Genomic DNA, 18,040 nt, shown 5'->3' with positions numbered 1-18,040 from the left:
CCGGGCGGGGCTTTTGCGTTTCGGGTCAGGCCCACCCCTGTAGCCTTCCCCGAACCTTCTCCTCTTTTCAGCAACTCGAGGCCTTCTCGCAACCTCGGCGATGATCTTGGTCCGCTATGCGCAAGCGCGCCAGTGAACAGTTTTTTATATTCAGTAAAGATCTAAACAAATGGGCATTCATTCTTTTTCAAGCAATGAAAACCGGTGCACAGTTTGGGCTCATAAAACCAACCAGGAGCCGCACCATGAGCCTCAGACTCGGCGACATCGCCCCCGATTTCGAACAGGATTCCAGCGCCGGCAAGATTCGCTTCCATGAATGGCTCGGCGATAGCTGGGGCGTGTTGTTCTCCCATCCGGCGGATTTCACCCCGGTGTGCACCACCGAGCTGGGCCTTACCGCCAAGCTCAAAGACGAGTTCGCCAAGCGCGGCGTCAAGGCCATTGCCCTGTCGGTAGACCCAGTGGACTCGCACCACAAGTGGATCGAGGACATCAACGAAACCCAGAATGCCGTGGTCAATTTTCCGATCCTGGCCGACGCCGACCGCAAGGTATCCGACCTCTACGACCTGATCCACCCCAACGCCAGCGACACGTTGACCGTGCGTTCCTTGTTCGTGATCGACCCGAACAAGAAGATCCGCCTGACCATCACCTACCCGGCAAGTACCGGGCGCAACTTCAATGAAATCCTGCGGGTGATTGATTCCTTGCAGCTGACCGACAATTACAAGGTCGCCACGCCGGCCAACTGGCAGGACGGCGATGAAGTGGTGATCGTGCCGTCGCTCAAGGATGAAGAGGAACTCAAGCAGCGCTTTCCCAAAGGCTATCGCGCCGTCAAACCCTACCTGCGCCTGACGCCGCAGCCCAATCGCTGAGGCAAAATCAGAACCAGAACCTGAACCTGTGGGAGCGAGCCTGCTCGCGAAGGCGGCGGACCAGCCAATATTGAGTTGACTGACACACCGCTATCGCGAGCAGGCCCCCTCCCACAGTTGATCTTCTGTGCACCAAGGGTTTTGGCCGTTTCGACGGCCTTTTTTATTGCCTCGTGGAAAGCTAACCGTATATCTCTTAAACGAATAACCAAATGAATAAATATGATTTAAAGATATATGAATGCCCTGTTATGGTTTGCTCCATACAGCGAGATCGCCCACCGCGAATCGCACGTGAATTCAAGGAATGGTTGGCATGTTGGTTGTCTCGCTCGGCGGCAGTCCCAGCCAGCGCTCCCGATCAGGAGTGCTGCTGGAGCGCTCGCAACGTTGGTTGCAGCAGCAAGGTGTGGAGGTGGTGAGCTATCAGGTGCGTGATTTTCCCGCCGAGGATCTGCTCCATGCCCGCTTCGATAGCCCCAAGGTACTGGACCTGCTGGCCCAGATCGAAAACGCCGACGGCCTGGTGATCGCTACGCCTGTCTACAAGGCGTCTTTCTCCGGCGCGTTGAAGACGGTACTGGACCTGCTGCCCGAACGTGCCCTGGCCCATAAAGTGGTGTTGCCCATGGCGACAGGCGGCAGCATCGCCCACATGCTGGCGGTGGACTACGCCCTGAAGCCGGTGTTGTCGGCGCTCAAGGCCCAGGAAATGTTGCATGGGATTTTCGCCGAGGACAACCAGATCGCTTACGGCGAAGGCAGCGCCCAGGCGCAATTGGCGCCGGCCCTGCAGCAGCGCCTGGACGAGGCGCTTGAACAGTTCTACAGCGCCATGGCCCGACGGCCCAAGCCACTGGATCCCAGCGTATTGAACGAACGTCTGTTGAGTGCTCGCTGGAGCATCTGACGCGCTACATCCCTGATTCAACTCCACCTTACTCAGCCGTCAACGGCCAAGCAGGTGCAGCCAAAACCCCACAGCAAAAAGGAGAGGCGCCATGCGCACTGTCATTTTGCGTCGCGGGCTGGTCGCTCTGTTTGCTGCGGCTGTGTCCTTCGGCGCCATCACCCAGGCTCAGGCCGAAACCTTGCGGATCGGCTATCAAAAGTACGGCACGCTGGTGCTGCTCAAGGCCAAGGGCACCTTGGAAAAACGCCTCGCCGCTCAAGGCGTCGACGTGCAATGGACCGAATTCCCCGGCGGCCCGCAACTGCTGGAAGGTCTGAACGTCGGCTCGATCGATTTTGGCGTGACTGGCGAAACCCCGCCGGTGTTTGCCCAGGCGGCAGGCGCGGATCTGCTTTATGTCGCCTACGAGCCACCGGCGCCGAACAGCGAGGCGATCCTGGTGCCCAAGGGCTCGCCGATCCAGTCGGTGCAGGAGCTCAAGGGCAAGAAAGTCGCGCTGAACAAAGGCTCCAACGTCCACTACCTGCTGGTGCGCGCGCTGGAAGATGCCGGCCTGAAATATTCCGACATCCAGACGGTTTTCCTGCCGCCGGCGGATGCCCGCGCCGCGTTCGAGCGCGGCAGCGTGGACGCCTGGGTCATCTGGGATCCGTACCAGGCAGCCGCCGAACAACAGTTGCAGGCACGCACCCTGCGGGACGGCAAAGGCATCGTCGATAACCACCAGTTCTACCTCGCGACCAAACCTTACGCGCAAAAAAATCCCCAGGTCATCACGACGCTGGTGGAAGAGGTGCGTGCGGTAGGGGAGTGGTCCAAGGCCAACCCTGAAGACGTGACCCGGCAGGTCTCGCCGCTGCTCGGCCTGCCGGCGGACATCACCCTGACGTCGGTGAAACGCCAAGGCTACGGGGCACTGTTCCTGACGCCGGAGGTGGTCGCGGCGCAGCAGAAAATCGCCGACAGCTTCTATCAGCTCAAATTGATTCCCAAGCTCTTGAGCATCAAGGACGTGATCTGGACGCCGCCGGCGGCCGTTGCGAACGCGCAGTAATTCGACCCCTTAGGAGACCACTCCATGAGCCTCAATATTTTCTGGTTCCTGCCCACCCACGGCGACGGCCATTACCTTGGCACCGCTGAAGGCGCCCGCGCCGTCGATCATGGTTACCTGCAACAGATTGCCCAGGCGGCTGATCGGCTGGGTTTCGGCGGGGTGTTGATTCCTACCGGGCGTTCCTGCGAAGACTCCTGGCTGGTAGCCGCTTCGTTGATTCCGGTGACCCAGCGCCTGAAATTCCTGGTTGCCCTGCGCCCCGGGATCATTTCCCCGACGGTGGCGGCGCGTCAGGCCGCGACGCTGGATCGGCTGTCCGGCGGGCGCGCGCTGTTCAACCTGGTGACTGGCGGCGATCCGGACGAGCTGGCCGGTGACGGGCTGTTTCTGGGCCACGAGCAACGCTACCAGGCCTCGGTGGAATTCACTCGGATCTGGCGCCGGGTACTGGAAGGCGAGACCGTGGATTACGACGGTGAGCACATCAGTGTGAAGGGCGCCAAGCTGCTCTATCCGCCGATCCAGCAACCGCGTCCAGCACTGTATTTCGGCGGCTCGTCGGAAGCCGCCCAGGACCTGGCCGCCGAGCAGGTGGAAATGGTCCTGACATGGGGCGAGCCGCCCGCCGCCGTCGCGGAAAAAATCGCCCAGGTGCGGGCCAAGGCCGAGAAGCTTGGGCGCACCGTGCGTTTCGGCATTCGCCTGCATGTAATCGTGCGCGAAACCAACGCCGAAGCCTGGCAAGCGGCCGACCGCTTGATCTCGCACCTGGACGACGAAACCATCGCGCGCGCCCAGGCGTCCCTGGCGCGTTTCGACTCGGTGGGCCAGCAACGGATGGCCGCGTTGCACGGCGGCCGGCGCGACAAGTTGGAAGTCAGTCCCAACCTCTGGGCCGGCGTCGGCCTGGTGCGCGGCGGTGCCGGAACGGCGCTGGTGGGCGATGGCCCGACCGTGGCTGAGCGGGTCAAGGAATACGCCGACCTGGGTATCGACACGTTCATTTTCTCGGGTTATCCACACCTGGAAGAATCCTATCGGGTGGCGGAGCTGTTGTTCCCGCACCTCGATGTGGAGCGCCCGGAACCGCCGAAGAGCCAGGGTTATGTGAGCCCGTTCGGCGAAATGGTCGCCAACGATATCCTGCCCAAAGCTGCTTCGCAGAGCTGAGGCGGCCATGAAAAAACTTATCCACAACCTCGCGCCGTGGGCGGTGCCGCTGCTGTTGCTGGCGGTGTGGCAATTGTCGGTATCGGCCGGCTGGTTATCCACGCGGATCCTGCCGGCGCCGGTGGCGGTGATCGAGGCCGGAGTGAACCTGGGGCGCAGCGGTGAAATCTGGACGCACCTGGCCATCAGCGGCTGGCGCGCGGCGGTCGGTTTCCTGATTGGCGGCGGCATCGGCCTGACCCTGGGCTTTATCACCGGCCTGTCGAAGTGGGGCGAACGGCTGTTGGACAGCTCGGTGCAGATGGTGCGTAACGTGCCCCACCTGGCGCTGATTCCACTGGTGATCCTCTGGTTCGGTATCGACGAGTCGGCGAAGATTTTCCTGGTGGCGCTGGGCACGCTGTTTCCGATCTACCTCAACACCTACCACGGGATTCGTAATGTCGACCCGGCGCTGGTAGAGATGTCCCGCAGCTACGGTTTATCCGGCTTCAGCCTGTTTCGCCAGGTGATCCTGCCGGGCGCCTTGCCTTCGATCCTGGTGGGCGTGCGCTTTGCCCTGGGTTTCATGTGGTTGACGCTGATCGTCGCGGAAACCATCTCGGCCAGCTCCGGTATCGGTTATCTGGCGATGAATGCCCGCGAATTCCTGCAGACCGACGTAGTGGTGCTGGCGATTCTCCTGTACGCGGTGCTCGGCAAACTGGCCGACGTTGCTGCTCGCGGGCTTGAACGCGTCTGGCTGCGCTGGCATCCGGCCTATCAGGTGAACAAGGGAGGTGTCGCATGACCGCCCAACAACCGCCGCGCCTGCTGCGAGGTATCCCGCTGGCGGTGCGCAATCTGCAGAAGACCTTTGGTTCGCGCCAGGTGTTGCGTGACATCGACCTGCATATCCCGGCCGGGCAGTTCGTCGCGGTGGTCGGTCGTAGCGGCTGCGGCAAAAGTACCTTGCTGCGCTTGCTGGCCGGCCTCGATCAGCCCTCGGGCGGTGAGTTGCTGGCCGGTTCGGCATCGCTGAGCGCTGCACGGGAAGACACGCGCCTGATGTTCCAGGAGGCGCGTTTGCTGCCCTGGAAAAAAGTCATCGACAACGTCGGCCTCGGACTCAAGGGCGACTGGCGACCACAAGCGTTGAAGGCGCTGGATGCCGTGGGCCTGGCTGATCGTGCACACGAGTGGCCGGCGGCGTTGTCCGGCGGACAGAAACAGCGGGTGGCCCTGGCCCGGGCGTTGATCCATCAGCCCCGCTTGTTGTTGCTGGACGAACCTTTGGGGGCGCTCGATGCGTTGACCCGGATCGAAATGCAGCAATTGATCGAGCGGCTGTGGCAGCAACACGGCTTCACCGTGCTGCTGGTGACCCATGACGTCAGCGAAGCGGTGGCGATCGCCGATCGGGTGATCCTGATCGAAGACGGCCAGATCGGCCTCGACCTGGCCATCGACTTGCCGCGCCCGCGTGCTCGCGGCTCGCACCGGCTGGCGAGCCTGGAAACCGAAGTCCTCAACCGGGTGCTGTCCTTGCCCGGCCAACCGCCGGAACCCGAACCCGTTTCACCCTTGCCCACGCAACTGCGTTGGGCGCAATAACTTCATCCAGACAGGAACGACATCATGACTATCAAAGCCATCAACGTACGCAACCAGTTCAAAGGCACCATCAAGGAAATCGTCGAAGGCGACGTGCTGTCGGAAATCGACGTGCAGACTGCCTCGGGCATCGTCACCTCGGTCATCACCACCCGCTCGGTCAAAGAGCTGGAACTGGCGATTGGCAGCGAAGTGATTGCCTTCGTCAAATCCACCGAGGTGTCTATCGCCAAGTTGTGAACGATGCTTGACCCAGCCCCGGATGGCTTGAGCCCTTCGGGGCTTTTTCGTTCCTACGCTCTGCGGGGGAACGATTCAATCAGAGCGCTTGGGCAGAAACGGAGGAAGATAGAGCCCCAGATACGCATCGAACACGCGCATGCCTTCCTCGGCCATGCGCGGGGTGATCTGGCCGTGCTGGTGTACCGAGCGGGCGTAGACGCGGTCGCCCAGTTCCATGGCGAGGGCGAACACGTCGACATCGGTAGGCAAGGGCGGCAGTTGAAAATGCCGGGCGAAGACGGTGTGCATCAGCTCGCTCAGTTCCAGGTCATGCTGGCGGTCGGCCTGGGTGACTTCAGTCAGGCCATGCTGGGCCAGGATCAGTTGGCGAGCGGCGGCGTCCTCGCTGTAGATCACCAGCATTCGTTGCTCCACCAGCCGCGACAGATCGTGCCAATGGTTCAGCGCTGCATGATCGATCGGTGTTTGAAGGCAGGCGCGAAAGGCTGCATGGACGTCGGCGGTCAAGGCTTCGAGCAGGGCCGGGACGCTGGCGAAGAAATGATAGACGGAGGAGGGCGGGATCCCGGCGCGCTCGGCGACGCTGTAGATCGACAGGCTGGCCACGCCTTCGGCGGCGAGCAGCGTGCGGGCGGCATCGAGGATCGAGTCGATCCGGGCCTGGCTGCGGGCGCGGGGTTTGCGAGGGGTGGCGGTGCGTGTCATGAAGCTCTCCTGCGGGGCTGCCGGGCATTGTACGCAGAGCGGGAGGCTGGTCCATACCTGCACTTGTGAGGTGAAGAGCTTTTGTGGCGAGGAGCTTGCTCCCGCTGGGGTGCGGAGCAGCCCTCAAAGCAGCCAATGCAGTGATTCAGGTTTACCGCTTCAGTATCTTGGGGCCGCTGCGCAGCCCAGCGGGAGCAAGCTCCCTCGCCACGGGAACGGCAAAAAAAAACGCCGCGGCCCTGAAGGCCTGCGGCGTTGCTTTCTTCTACCGCAACCGCTTAAACGGTATGCAGGTACCAGTTGTACTCAAGGTCGGAGATGGAGTGTTCAAACTCTTCCAGCTCGCTTTCCTTGCAGGCCACGAAGATATCGATGTACTTGGGATCGATGTACTTGGCCATGACTTCGCTGTCGTCCAGTTCGCGCAGGGCATCGCGCAAGTTGTTCGGCAGGCTTTGCTCGTTCTGCTCGTAGCTGTTGCCTTCGACCGGCGCGCCGGGCTCGATCTTGTTGGTCAGGCCATGGTGCACGCCCGCCAGGACCGCCGCCATCAACAGGTACGGGTTGGCATCGGCGCCGGCGACACGGTGTTCCAGGCGTACGGCATCGGCGGAGCCGGTCGGTACGCGCAAGGCCACGGTGCGGTTGTCCAGGCCCCAGGTCGGCGAGTTCGGCACGTAGAACTGTGCGCCGAAACGACGGTAGGAGTTGACGTTCGGGCAGAGGAACGCCATCTGCGCGGGCAGGGTCTCGAGCACACCGCCGATCGCGTGACGCAGCGCGGCGTTCTGCTCGGGATCCTCGCTGGCAAAGATATTCTTGCCTTCTTTGTCCAGGATCGAGATGTGGACATGCAGGCCGTTGCCCGCCTGGCCTGGATACGGCTTGGCCATGAAGGTGGTGTCCATTTCATGGTCGTAGGCGATGTTCTTGATCAGCCGCTTGAGCAGTACCGCGTAGTCGCAAGCCTTGATCGGGTCGGCCACGTGGTGCAGGTTCACTTCGAACTGCGCCGGGGCACTTTCCTTGACGATGGCGTCGGCGGGAATGCCTTGCTCCTTGGCCCCTTCCAGGATGTCCTGGAGGCAGTCGACGTATTCGTCGAGGTCATCGATCAGGTAGACCTGTGTCGAGTGCGGGCGTTTGCCGGAGATTGGCGAGCGGGGCGGTTGTGGACGGCCGTTCACGTTCTCCTGGTCGATCAGGTAGAACTCCAGCTCGAATGCCGCGCAGATGGTCAGGCCCAGTTCATCGAACTTGGTCACGACCTGGCGCAGGACTTCACGAGGGTCGGCGAAGAACGGATCGCCTTCAAGCTCGTGCATGGTCATCAGCAGTTGCGCGGTGGGGCGCTTCTGCCAGGGTTCGTTGCTCAGAGTGCCGGGGATTGGATAGCAGATGCGGTCGGCATCGCCGATGTCCAGGCCCAGGCCGGTGCTTTCCACCGTCGAGCCATTGATATCCAGGGCAAATAGAGAGGCCGGCAGGTTGATGCCTTTCTCGTAAACCTTGTGGAGGCTGGTGCGTTCGATGCGCTTGCCGCGCACCACACCATTCATATCCGCAATCAGAAGGTCAACGTACAGAACCTCAGGATGTTCCTTAAGGAACGCGTTCGCTTCGTTAAGCTGAACGGCACGCGGGGGTACCGACATGATGCAACACCTTTGTTGTTAAAAATATCAATCATTGATCTCTTCGAAAGCCAGTCAACCCGAACGGCATGCCGAAGTCAAGCAGGGCCTTTTTTGCCCTAAAAAAGCACCTGCAGGGCTTTTTTGAGGCAATTTGGGGCGTTTTTTTCCCTTTGAGGGGCTTGCCCCCCGCAGGCTTGAGCGGGCCGTGTTGTATTTTTTACGGGGGTGTTGTGTAAAAAAATGAACAAGGCTAAGCTCGATTCAAACCCATAACAGCAATAATACCGGGGTGCTTCATGTCTCGCCTGCCGTTAATCGGCATCACCACCTGCTCCAGGCAGATCGGTCTGCATGCGTATCACACCACTGGCGACAAATATGCGCGGGCTGTCGCAACGGCCGCCAAGGGCTTGCCGGTGCTGATCGCATCCCTGGCGGATCTGTTCTCCCCGTCCGATATTCTGGACGCCCTGGACGGTATTCTTTTTACCGGCTCCCCTTCCAATGTAGAACCTTTTCACTACCAGGGCCCGGCCAGTGCGCCAGGCACCGCTCATGATCCTGCACGGGACGCCATTACCCTGCCGCTGATCCGCGCGGCGGTGGACGCGGGCGTTCCGGTGCTGGGCATCTGTCGCGGTTTCCAGGAAATGAACGTTGCCTTTGGCGGTAGCCTGCATCAGAAAGTTCACGAAGTCGGAACCTTCATCGATCATCGTGAAGACGACACCCAGCCGGTAGAGGTCCAATATGGTCCTGCCCATGCCGTGCATGTCCAGCCTGGCGGTATCCTCGCGTCTTTGGGGCTGCCGTCGCAGATCGAGGTCAACTCGATCCACAGCCAGGGCATCGAGCGCCTGGCCTCGGGGCTGCGGGCCGAAGCGCTGGCGCCGGATGGCTTGATCGAAGCCGTCTCGGCGGTACAAGGCAAGGCTTTTGCTTTAGGAGTGCAATGGCACCCTGAATGGGCAGTAGGCTCCAACCCGCACTACCTTGCGATTTTCCAGGCATTTGGCGATGCCTGCCGAGCAAGGGCAACACAACGCGACGCCGATGCGTCAAACAACGCCTGACGACTAATAGCAGTCAGGAAACTCACGCCTAGAGGCATTTATGAGTAACAACCTCGACCAGCTCACCGATTGGTTGAAAGACCACAAGATCACAGAAGTCGAATGCATGATTGGCGACCTGACCGGCATTACCCGGGGCAAGATCTCGCCGACCAACAAGTTCATCGCCGAAAAAGGCATGCGCCTGCCCGAGAGCGTTCTGCTCCAGACCGTGACGGGCGACTATGTCGAAGACGACATCTATTACGAACTGCTCGACCCCGCCGACATCGACATGATCTGCCGCCCGGACGAAAACGCAGTCTTCCTGGTGCCCTGGGCCATCGAGCCCACCGCCCAGGTGATCCACGACTCCTACGACAAGCAAGGCAACCCCATCGAGCTGTCACCGCGCAACGTACTGAAGAAGGTGCTCAAGCTGTACGCTGACAAGGGCTGGCAGCCAATTGTCGCGCCGGAGATGGAGTTCTACCTGACCAAGCGCAGCGACGACCCGGACTTTCCGCTGCAACCGCCTATCGGCCGTTCCGGTCGCCCGGAAACCGGTCGCCAGTCTTTCTCGATCGAAGCGGCGAACGAATTCGACCCGTTGTTCGAGGACGTCTATGACTGGTGCGAATTGCAGGAACTGGACCTCGACACCCTGATTCACGAAGACGGCACCGCGCAGATGGAAATCAACTTCCGTCACGGTGACGCGCTGTCCCTGGCCGACCAGATCCTGGTGTTCAAGCGCACCATGCGCGAGGCGGCGCTCAAGCACGATGTGGCCGCCACCTTCATGGCCAAGCCCATGACTGGCGAGCCGGGCAGTGCGATGCACTTGCACCAGAGCATCATCGACAAGGAAACCGGCAAGAACGTCTTCTCCAACGAAGACGGGACCATGAGCGAACTGTTCCTGCATCACATCGGTGGCCTGCAGAAATTCATCCCCGAGCTGCTGCCGCTGTTCGCCCCCAACGTCAACTCGTTCCGTCGCTTCCTGCCCGATACCTCGGCGCCGGTGAACGTCGAATGGGGCGAAGAAAACCGCACCGTGGGCTTGCGGGTTCCGGACGCCGGGCCGCAGAACCGCCGCGTGGAAAACCGCTTGCCGGGCGCCGACGCCAACCCGTACCTGGCGATTGCCGCCAGCCTGCTGTGCGGCTACATCGGCATGGTCGAGGGCATCGACCCGAGCGCACCGGTAGTCGGCCGTGGTTATGAACGCCGGAACCTGCGTTTGCCGCTGACCATCGAAGATGCCCTGGAGCGCATGGAAAACAGCTCCACCATCGAGAAGTACCTGGGCAAGAAATTCATCACGGGCTACGTCGCGGTCAAGCGGGCCGAGCATGAAAACTTCAAGCGCGTCATCAGTTCGTGGGAGCGGGAATTCCTGCTCTTTGCCGTCTGATGCGCCGGGCGGGGCCGCCGAAAGCCCCGCCCCCAATGGAATAAAAGGAGAATCCGCATGACCCGCAACAACCCGCAAACCCGTGAATGGCAGGCCCTGAGCAGCGATCACCATCTGGCACCGTTCAGCGACTTCAAACAGCTCAAAGAGAAAGGCCCGCGCATCATCACCCACGCCAAGGGCGTGTACCTCTGGGACAGTGAAGGCAACAAGATCCTCGACGGCATGGCCGGCCTCTGGTGCGTGGCCGTCGGCTACGGGCGCGAAGAGCTGGCGGACGCCGCCAGCCAACAGATGCGCGAGCTGCCGTACTACAATCTGTTCTTCCAGACCGCCCACCCGCCGGTGCTGGAACTGTCCAAGGCCATCGCCGACATCGCCCCGCAAGGTATGAACCACGTGTTCTTCACCGGCTCCGGCTCCGAAGGCAACGACACCATGCTGCGTATGGTTCGCCACTATTGGGCGATCAAAGGGCAGCCGAACAAGAAAGTCATCATCAGTCGCAAGAACGGTTATCACGGTTCGACCGTGGCCGGCGCGAGCCTGGGTGGAATGACCTACATGCATGAGCAGGGCGACCTGCCGATCCCGGGTATTGTCCACATCGCCCAGCCGTACTGGTTTGGCGAAGGCGGCGACATGAGCCCCGAAGAGTTCGGCATCTGGGCCGCCAATCAGCTGGAAGAAAAGATCCTCGAGATTGGCGTCGACAACGTCGGTGCGTTCATTGCCGAGCCGATCCAGGGCGCCGGCGGCGTGATCGTGCCGCCGGACAGCTACTGGCCGCGCATGAAGGAAATCCTCGCCAAATACGACATCCTGTTCGTGGCCGACGAGGTCATCTGCGGTTTTGGCCGCACCGGTGAGTGGTTCGGTACCGATCATTACGGGTTGAAACCGCACATGATGACCATTGCCAAGGGCCTGACCTCGGGTTACATCCCCATGGGCGGCCTGATCGTGCGCGACGATGTGGTCGCGGTGCTCAACGAAGGCGGTGACTTCAACCACGGCTTCACCTACTCCGGTCACCCGGTGGCCGCTGCGGTGGCCTTGGAAAACATCCGCATCCTGCGCGAAGAAAAGATCATCGAGCGCGTCCACAGCGAAACGGCACCTTATTTGCAGCAGCGCCTGCGGGAACTGAACGATCATCCGCTGGTAGGTGAAGTGCGCGGCGTCGGTTTACTCGGCGCGATCGAACTGGTCCAGGACAAGGCCACGCGCAAACGCTACGAAGGCAAGGGCGTGGGCATGATCTGCCGGCAGTTCTGCTTCGATAACGGGCTGATCATGCGCGCGGTGGGCGACACGATGATCATTGCGCCGCCGCTGGTGATCAGCAAGGCCGAGATCGATGAGCTGGTAGCCAAGGCGCGGCAATGCCTGGACCTGACGCTCGGTGCCCTGCAAGGCTAAGTGCTAGGCTCTGTGCGAGGTGCCGAGATGGGCCTCGCCCGGTGTGAATAAAGGCTGGGCTTGTGTTGAAAGCCTGCCGTGTAACTTGCCAGACTACCGCCTGTTCAAGTTGCCCGCGAACCGGCTACTGAACTGTGGCTTAGAAGAATAACTGGAGCATTTTTTCATGAAGGCATTAGGTATGAAGATAGCTGGCAAGACCCTCCTCGCCATGTCCCTGATGGGCATGATGGCGGGTGCCGTCCAGGCGGACGACAAAGTGCTGCACGTCTACAACTGGTCGGACTACATCGCGCCGGACACGGTTGCCAAGTTTGAAAAAGAGACGGGCATCAAGGTCGTCTACGACGTCTTCGACAGCAACGAGACCCTGGAGGCCAAGCTGCTGGCGGGCAAATCCGGCTATGACGTCGTCGTGCCGTCGAACAACTTCCTCGCCAAGCAGATCAAGGCCGGTGTCTATCAGGAGCTGGACAAGTCCAAGCTGCCGAACTGGAAAAACCTCGACACCGACCTGCTCAAGGCCGTCGGCGACGCCAGCGATCAGGGCAACAAACACGCCTTCCCGTACATGTGGGGCACCATCGGCATCGGTTACAACCCGGAGAAGGTCAAGGCCGCGTTGGGCGTCGACAAGATCGATTCCTGGGACACCCTGCTCAAGCCCGAGAACATCGCCAAGCTCAAGAGCTGCGGCGTGAGCTTCCTCGACTCGCCGACCGAAATGATTCCGGTGGCCCTGCACTACCTTGGCTACCCGACCGACAGCCAGGACAAGAAGCAGCTGGCCGAGGCTGAAGCACTGTTCCTCAAGCTGCGTCCATCGATCGGCTACTTCCACTCTTCCAAGTACATCTCGGACCTGGCCAACGGCAACATCTGCGTGGCCGTGGGTTACTCCGGTGATATCGAACAGTCCAAGAGCCGTGCTGCCGAGGCTGGCGGCAAGGTGAAAGTGGCCTACACCATTCCGAAGGAAGGTGCCGGTTCGTTCTACGACATGGTCGCCATTCCCAAGGATGCCGAAAACGTCGAAGCCGCCTACAAGTGGATGAACTTCATCATGCAGCCGGAAATCATGGCGGAGATCACCGATAACGTGCGTTTCCCTAACGGCAACAAGGCCGCCACCCCGCTGGTGGACAAGGAAATTTCCGGTGACCCGAGCATTTATCCATCGGACGAAGTGAAGGCCAAGCTGTACGCCATCAGCGACCTGCCGCCTGCGACCCAGCGGCTGCTGACCCGCAGCTGGACCAAGATCAAATCCGGTAAGTAAGCCGGCTTGTAGCAATTTCCTGTTGTCGACGTCCTCACGGCGGCGGCAACAGGAGCAATTAAATAACTAAAAGTTTTGCTGGATCGGTTTATCGAGGGTAAGTTGCGCGCCGGTTTTGTTGCAGGGCACATCGTTGCTCGGTAACGGGGGCAACTTGGGCCCAACTATTTAAGAGGACCTCCACGTGCCTGTCTTTTCTTTGTTACGCAACGCCTTGCTGGTCGGTGCCGGCCTGACGCTCGCCGTCGGTGTCCAGGCCGCCTCCACCGTGCATATTTATAACTGGTCGGACTACATCGGCAAATCCACCCTGGCGGATTTCGAGAAAGCCACCGGGATCAAGCCGGTCTACGACGTGTTCGATTCCAACGAAACCCTGGAAGGCAAGTTGCTGGCCGGGCGTACCGGTTACGACGTGGTCGTGCCGTCCAACCACTTCCTGGGCAAGCAGATCAAGGCCGGGGCGTTCCAGAAACTCGACAAGGCGCAATTGCCCAACTACGCCAACCTTGACCCCGTGCTGCTCAAGCGCCTGGAAAAAAACGACCCGGGCAACCAGTACGCCGTGCCTTACCTGTGGGGCACCAACGGCATCGGCTACAACGTCGAGAAGATCAAGGCGGTATTGGGCGTCGAGAAGATCGACTCCTGGGCCATGCTGTTCGAACCGGAAAACATCAAGAAGCTCTCCAGCTGCGGCGTTTCGTTCCTCGACTCGGGCGACGAAATGATTCCGGCCATGCTCAATTATCTGGGCCTGGACCCCAACAGCCAGAACCCCGAAGACTACAAGAAGGCCGAGGCCCAGCTCCTCAAGATCCGGCCTTACGTGACCTACTTCAATTCCTCCAAGTACATTTCCGACCTGGCCAACGGCGAGATCTGCGTGGCCGCCGGTTTCTCCGGGGACATTTTCCAGGCCCGCGAACGTGCCAGCGAGGCCGGCAAGGGCGTCGATATCGCCTACGTGATTCCCAAGGAAGGCGGCAACCTCTGGTTCGACATGCTGGCGATCCCGCGCGACGCCAGCAACGCCAAGGAGGCCCACGCGTTCATCAATTATCTGCTCAAGCCTGAGGTCATCGCCCAGGTCAGCGACGTCGTCGGTTACGCCAACCCGAACCCGAAGGCTGGCGAACTGATGAGCCAGGACGTACGCACCGACGAAGCGGTCTACCCACCGCAAGCGGTCGTCGACAAGCTCTACGTCAACTCCGAGTTGCCGCCCAAGATCCAACGACTCATGACCCGCAGCTGGACCAAGGTCAAGTCGGGTAAATAGCGTCAAGCGCTCTAACTTTTCCAAGGTTCGCCCACCTGGGGCGAGCTGCAAATTTTGTGGGAGTTTCGTAAATGGCAGTTGCCTCCGGCGCCTATAAGAAAGCCCTCGAGGGCGACCAGACACCCAAGCAGGTGCTGGTCAAGATCGACCGGGTCACGAAGAAGTTCGACGAGACGATTGCCGTGGACGATGTGTCCCTGGAAATCAAGAAAGGCGAGATCTTCGCCTTGCTCGGCGGTTCGGGATCAGGCAAATCCACTTTGCTGCGCATGCTGGCAGGTTTCGAGCGGCCCACGGAGGGGCGGATTTTCCTCGATGGCGTGGACATCACCGACATGCCGCCCTATGAGCGGCCGATCAACATGATGTTCCAGTCCTACGCCTTGTTCCCTCACATGACGGTGGCGCAGAACATCGCCTTCGGCCTGCAACAGGACAAGATCCCGAAAGCCGAGGTCGATGCCCGCGTGGCCGAGATGCTCAAGCTCGTACAGATGAGCCAGTACGCCAAGCGCAAGCCGCACCAGCTCTCCGGCGGCCAGCGCCAGCGGGTGGCGCTGGCTCGTTCCCTGGCCAAGCGGCCGAAGCTGCTGCTGCTCGACGAGCCGATGGGCGCCCTGGACAAGAAGCTGCGCTCGCAGATGCAACTTGAGCTGGTGGAGATCATCGAGCGGGTCGGCGTGACCTGTGTGATGGTGACCCACGATCAGGAAGAGGCCATGACCATGGCCGAGCGCATTGCGATCATGCACCTGGGCTGGATTGCCCAGATCGGCAGCCCGATCGACATCTACGAAACCCCGACCAGCCGCCTGGTCTGCGAGTTCATCGGCAACGTCAACATCTTCGAGACCGAAGTGGTGGACGACGCCGAGGGCCATGCGGTGCTGACCTGCAAGGATCTTGATCGCAATATCTACGTCGGCCACGGCATCAGCACCTCGGTGCAGGACAAGGCCGTGACCTACGCCATTCGCCCGGAAAAACTGCTGGTTACCTCCGAGCAGCCGACCTGCGAGCACAACTGGTCCAGCGGCAAGGTCCATGACATTGCCTACCTGGGCGGCCACTCGGTGTTCTACGTCGAATTGCCAAGCGGCAAACTGGTGCAATCGTTCGTCGCCAATGCCGAACGCCGTGGCCAGCGTCCGACCTGGGGCGACCAGGTGTTCGTCTGGTGGGAAGACGACAGCGGCGTGGTGCTTCGCTCATGAACATGCGCAAGCTCAAACGCCGACTCGCTCGAATAATGCCCGGTGGCCGTCAACTGGTCATCGGGGTGCCCTTCATCTGGCTGTTCCTGTTCTTCATGCTGCCGTTCTTCATCGTCCTGAAGATCAGCTTCGCCGAAGCCGACGTGGCCATCCCGCCGTACACCGAGATCTACAGCTACGTTGACCAGAAGCTGCAAGTGCTGCTCAATCTCGCCAACTACGCGATGCTCAGCGAGGACGAACTGTACATCGCCGCCTATCTCGGCTCGCTGAAGATGGCCCTGATCAGCACCGTGCTGTGCCTGCTGATCGGCTACCCGATGGCCTACGGCATTGCCAACGCCCGTAAGGAGATGCAGACGGTGCTGGTGCTGCTGATCATGATGCCGACCTGGACCGCGATCCTGATCCGCGTCTACGCGTGGATGGGCATCCTCAGCAACAACGGCTTGCTCAACGGTTTCCTGATGAGCATGGGCTGGATCAGCGAGCCTCTGCAGATTCTCAATACCAACCTGGCGGTGTATATCGGGGTCGTCTACTCCTACCTGCCGTTCATGATCCTGCCGTTGTACGCCAACCTGGTCAAACACGACCCGAGCCTTTTGGAAGCCGCGTCCGACCTGGGTTCGAGCACGTTCAACAGCTTCTGGAAAATCACCGTGCCGCTGTCCAAGAACGGCATCGTCGCCGGCTGCATGCTGGTGTTCATCCCGGTAGTGGGTGAGTTCGTGATCCCGGAACTGCTGGGCGGCCCGGAAACCCTGATGATCGGCAAAGTGCTGTGGCAGGAATTCTTCAACAACCGTGACTGGCCGGTGGCATCCGCCCTGGCGGTGGTGATGCTGGCGATCCTGATCGTGCCCATCATCCTGTTCAACCGCAGTCAGGCCAAGGAAATGGAGGGCAAGGAATGAAGCGCTTCAGTTTTTCAAGCCTGATGCTGGTGCTGGGTTTGCTGTTCATCTACGCGCCGATGCTGATCCTGGTGATCTTTTCGTTCAACGCCTCGAAACTGGTAACCGTGTGGGGCGGCTGGTCGGTCAAGTGGTACGTCGGCCTGCTGGACAACTCGCAGCTGATGGGTTCGGTGGTGCGCTCGCTGGAGATCGCCTGCTACACCGCGATCGCCGCGGTGGCGCTGGGTACGCTGGCGGCCTTCGTGCTGACCCGTATCACCCACTTCAAGGGCCGCACGTTGTTCGGCGGCCTGGTCACCGCGCCGTTGGTGATGCCGGAAGTGATCACCGGCCTGTCGCTGTTGCTGCTGTTCGTGGCGATGGCGCAGATGATCGGCTGGCCACAGGAGCGTGGCATCGTCACGATCTGGATCGCCCATACGACGTTCTGCGCGGCCTACGTGGCGGTGGTGGTCTCGGCGCGCTTGCGTGAGCTGGACCTGTCCATCGAAGAGGCCGCCATGGACCTCGGTGCGCGGCCGTGGAAGGTGTTCTTTTTGATCACCATCCCGATGATCGCGCCATCGCTGGCGGCGGGCGCGATGATGTCGTTCGCGTTGTCCCTCGACGACCTGGTGCTGGCAAGCTTCGTCTCCGGTCCTGGCTCGACGACGTTGCCGATGGAAGTCTTCTCGGCGGTACGCCTGGGGGTCAAGCCGGAAATCAACGCGGTGGCGAGCCTGATCCTGCTGGCGGTGTCGCTGGTGACCTTCCTGGTCTGGTACTTCAGCCGCCGCGCCGAAGAAAACCGCAAACGAGCGATCCAGCAAGCCATCGAGGAAAGCGCCGCCGATTCCTGGAAACAACCGCAGGTGCGCCGGCCCGAGACCACTTCAGCCTGACTGAGGAGCGGGACCATGTGGGAGCGAGCTTGCTCGCGAAAGCGGTGCGGCAGTCGATGCAGGTGTTGACTGTCAGTCCGCCGTCGTCAGATCGCCGCCTGGAGCAAGCTCGCTCCCACAGGTTTCGTGTCGCTCACAGATCACTGGTCTGGCGAAAATCCCTATGGGAGCGAGCCTGCACCGGGCGGCAATTCGGCGACGGCGGTGGGCAGGCTATTTTCTTCTCACTTCTTCAGTGCGTCATGCGCCTCCAGCGCTCGCAACGAATAAATGTAAGCCGCGCCGGCATTCAGCGAAACGGCGGTGGCCAGGGTCGCGGCGATTTCTTCGCGAGTAGCGCCGGCCTTGATGGCTGCATCGGTGTGCCC

General features: G+C 60.9%; 18 protein-coding genes. 15 read left to right on the top strand and 3 right to left on the bottom strand.

What is annotated here, in order from left to right; translation table 11 throughout:
* The first annotated feature begins 245 nt into the window (after window positions 1–245).
* The 7 genes from ACE04F_RS28185 to ACE04F_RS28155 all read left to right on the top strand — a co-directional run bounded on the left by ACE04F_RS28185 (window position 246) and on the right by ACE04F_RS28155 (window position 5,857).
* On the top strand, window positions 246–884 hold the full coding sequence (locus ACE04F_RS28185; protein WP_003206652.1) for a peroxiredoxin: 639 nt from the start codon (window positions 246–248) through the stop codon (window positions 882–884).
* A 316-nt stretch (window positions 885–1,200) separates the two neighbouring features.
* Entirely contained in the window at window positions 1,201–1,794 is a 594-nt protein-coding gene (ssuE, locus tag ACE04F_RS28180) for an NADPH-dependent FMN reductase (RefSeq protein WP_305498044.1), read from the top strand.
* Window positions 1,795–1,885: 91 nt separating this feature from the next.
* Complete coding sequence (locus ACE04F_RS28175; protein WP_486110889.1) at window positions 1,886–2,851, top strand: sulfonate ABC transporter substrate-binding protein; 966 nt, start codon at window positions 1,886–1,888, stop codon at window positions 2,849–2,851.
* Between the two features lie 24 nt (window positions 2,852–2,875).
* Window positions 2,876–4,024 (top strand): FMNH2-dependent alkanesulfonate monooxygenase, encoded by a 1,149-nt coding sequence (ssuD, locus tag ACE04F_RS28170; RefSeq protein ID WP_486110887.1) that lies wholly within the window; start codon window positions 2,876–2,878, stop codon window positions 4,022–4,024.
* 7 nt (window positions 4,025–4,031) lie between these two features.
* Window positions 4,032–4,814, top strand: coding sequence for an aliphatic sulfonate ABC transporter permease SsuC (ssuC, locus tag ACE04F_RS28165; RefSeq protein ID WP_486110885.1), 783 nt, complete (start codon window positions 4,032–4,034; stop codon window positions 4,812–4,814).
* Window positions 4,811–5,617 (top strand): aliphatic sulfonates ABC transporter ATP-binding protein, encoded by an 807-nt coding sequence (gene ssuB, locus ACE04F_RS28160; RefSeq protein WP_486110883.1) that lies wholly within the window; start codon window positions 4,811–4,813, stop codon window positions 5,615–5,617. The genes ssuC and ssuB overlap by 4 nt, the downstream gene beginning before the upstream one ends.
* Before the next feature lie 24 nt (window positions 5,618–5,641).
* A complete protein-coding gene (locus ACE04F_RS28155; protein ID WP_003177394.1) occupies window positions 5,642–5,857 on the top strand; it encodes a TOBE domain-containing protein in 216 nt (71 codons plus the stop codon).
* A gap of 75 nt (window positions 5,858–5,932) precedes the next feature.
* Here the strand turns inward: ACE04F_RS28155 and ACE04F_RS28150 are convergent, their stop codons facing one another.
* Together ACE04F_RS28150 and ACE04F_RS28145 are read right to left on the bottom strand one after the other, a co-directional pair.
* Entirely contained in the window at window positions 5,933–6,565 is a 633-nt protein-coding gene (locus ACE04F_RS28150) for a TetR/AcrR family transcriptional regulator (protein ID WP_486110880.1), read from the bottom strand.
* Between the two features lie 278 nt (window positions 6,566–6,843).
* Window positions 6,844–8,220 (bottom strand): glutamine synthetase family protein, encoded by a 1,377-nt coding sequence (locus ACE04F_RS28145; protein WP_305498052.1) that lies wholly within the window; start codon window positions 8,218–8,220, stop codon window positions 6,844–6,846.
* A gap of 278 nt (window positions 8,221–8,498) precedes the next feature.
* Here ACE04F_RS28145 and ACE04F_RS28140 point away from each other — a divergent pair, with 278 nt between their 5' ends.
* From ACE04F_RS28140 to ACE04F_RS28105, 8 genes are all read left to right on the top strand, one after another.
* Window positions 8,499–9,275, top strand: coding sequence for a gamma-glutamyl-gamma-aminobutyrate hydrolase family protein (locus ACE04F_RS28140; RefSeq protein ID WP_486110877.1), 777 nt, complete (start codon window positions 8,499–8,501; stop codon window positions 9,273–9,275).
* A 40-nt stretch (window positions 9,276–9,315) separates the two neighbouring features.
* Window positions 9,316–10,674 (top strand): glutamine synthetase family protein, encoded by a 1,359-nt coding sequence (locus ACE04F_RS28135; RefSeq protein ID WP_305498056.1) that lies wholly within the window; start codon window positions 9,316–9,318, stop codon window positions 10,672–10,674.
* Window positions 10,675–10,731: 57 nt separating this feature from the next.
* Complete coding sequence (locus ACE04F_RS28130) at window positions 10,732–12,096, top strand: aspartate aminotransferase family protein (RefSeq protein WP_486110875.1); 1,365 nt, start codon at window positions 10,732–10,734, stop codon at window positions 12,094–12,096.
* Window positions 12,097–12,277: 181 nt separating this feature from the next.
* A complete protein-coding gene (locus ACE04F_RS28125) occupies window positions 12,278–13,375 on the top strand; it encodes a polyamine ABC transporter substrate-binding protein (RefSeq protein WP_486110913.1) in 1,098 nt (365 codons plus the stop codon).
* Between the two features lie 184 nt (window positions 13,376–13,559).
* Window positions 13,560–14,657, top strand: a complete 1,098-nt coding sequence (locus tag ACE04F_RS28120) for a polyamine ABC transporter substrate-binding protein (RefSeq protein ID WP_486110873.1) — start codon at window positions 13,560–13,562, stop codon at window positions 14,655–14,657.
* Window positions 14,658–14,728: 71 nt separating this feature from the next.
* On the top strand, window positions 14,729–15,871 hold the full coding sequence (locus tag ACE04F_RS28115; RefSeq protein ID WP_486110871.1) for an ABC transporter ATP-binding protein: 1,143 nt from the start codon (window positions 14,729–14,731) through the stop codon (window positions 15,869–15,871).
* Window positions 15,872–15,906: 35 nt separating this feature from the next.
* Window positions 15,907–16,788, top strand: coding sequence for an ABC transporter permease subunit (locus ACE04F_RS28110; RefSeq protein WP_486110911.1), 882 nt, complete (start codon window positions 15,907–15,909; stop codon window positions 16,786–16,788).
* Window positions 16,785–17,672: an ABC transporter permease subunit gene (locus tag ACE04F_RS28105; protein ID WP_305498066.1), complete on the top strand. Its 888-nt coding sequence runs from the start codon at window positions 16,785–16,787 to the stop codon at window positions 17,670–17,672. Before ACE04F_RS28110 ends, ACE04F_RS28105 begins: the two co-directional genes overlap by 4 nt.
* Before the next feature lie 224 nt (window positions 17,673–17,896).
* Here the strand turns inward: ACE04F_RS28105 and ACE04F_RS28100 are convergent.
* Window positions 17,897–18,040 (bottom strand): carboxymuconolactone decarboxylase family protein (locus ACE04F_RS28100; RefSeq protein ID WP_486110909.1); only part of this gene is annotated, 144 nt, incomplete at its 5' end.

It is taken from the genome of Pseudomonas sp. AGC41 (genome assembly GCF_057334555.1).
Note: the sequence above shows the minus strand (reverse complement) of the source record. Positions and strands in the feature narration are given on the sequence as shown.

Coding starts and splice junctions, on each gene's coding strand:
- ACE04F_RS28140 (WP_486110877.1), top strand. CDS start 8,499: ATGTCTCGCCTGCCGTTAATCGGCATCACCACCTGCTCCAGGCAGATC.
- ssuC (WP_486110885.1), top strand. CDS start 4,032: ATGAAAAAACTTATCCACAACCTCGCGCCGTGGGCGGTGCCGCTGCTG.
- ACE04F_RS28155 (WP_003177394.1), top strand. CDS start 5,642: ATGACTATCAAAGCCATCAACGTACGCAACCAGTTCAAAGGCACCATC.
- ACE04F_RS28150 (WP_486110880.1), bottom strand. CDS start 6,565: ATGACACGCACCGCCACCCCTCGCAAACCCCGCGCCCGCAGCCAGGCC.
- ACE04F_RS28135 (WP_305498056.1), top strand. CDS start 9,316: ATGAGTAACAACCTCGACCAGCTCACCGATTGGTTGAAAGACCACAAG.
- ACE04F_RS28130 (WP_486110875.1), top strand. CDS start 10,732: ATGACCCGCAACAACCCGCAAACCCGTGAATGGCAGGCCCTGAGCAGC.
- ACE04F_RS28185 (WP_003206652.1), top strand. CDS start 246: ATGAGCCTCAGACTCGGCGACATCGCCCCCGATTTCGAACAGGATTCC.
- ACE04F_RS28105 (WP_305498066.1), top strand. CDS start 16,785: ATGAAGCGCTTCAGTTTTTCAAGCCTGATGCTGGTGCTGGGTTTGCTG.
- ACE04F_RS28125 (WP_486110913.1), top strand. CDS start 12,278: ATGAAGATAGCTGGCAAGACCCTCCTCGCCATGTCCCTGATGGGCATG.
- ssuE (WP_305498044.1), top strand. CDS start 1,201: ATGTTGGTTGTCTCGCTCGGCGGCAGTCCCAGCCAGCGCTCCCGATCA.
- ssuD (WP_486110887.1), top strand. CDS start 2,876: ATGAGCCTCAATATTTTCTGGTTCCTGCCCACCCACGGCGACGGCCAT.
- ACE04F_RS28115 (WP_486110871.1), top strand. CDS start 14,729: ATGGCAGTTGCCTCCGGCGCCTATAAGAAAGCCCTCGAGGGCGACCAG.
- ACE04F_RS28175 (WP_486110889.1), top strand. CDS start 1,886: ATGCGCACTGTCATTTTGCGTCGCGGGCTGGTCGCTCTGTTTGCTGCG.
- ACE04F_RS28110 (WP_486110911.1), top strand. CDS start 15,907: ATGCCCGGTGGCCGTCAACTGGTCATCGGGGTGCCCTTCATCTGGCTG.
- ACE04F_RS28145 (WP_305498052.1), bottom strand. CDS start 8,220: ATGTCGGTACCCCCGCGTGCCGTTCAGCTTAACGAAGCGAACGCGTTC.
- ssuB (WP_486110883.1), top strand. CDS start 4,811: ATGACCGCCCAACAACCGCCGCGCCTGCTGCGAGGTATCCCGCTGGCG.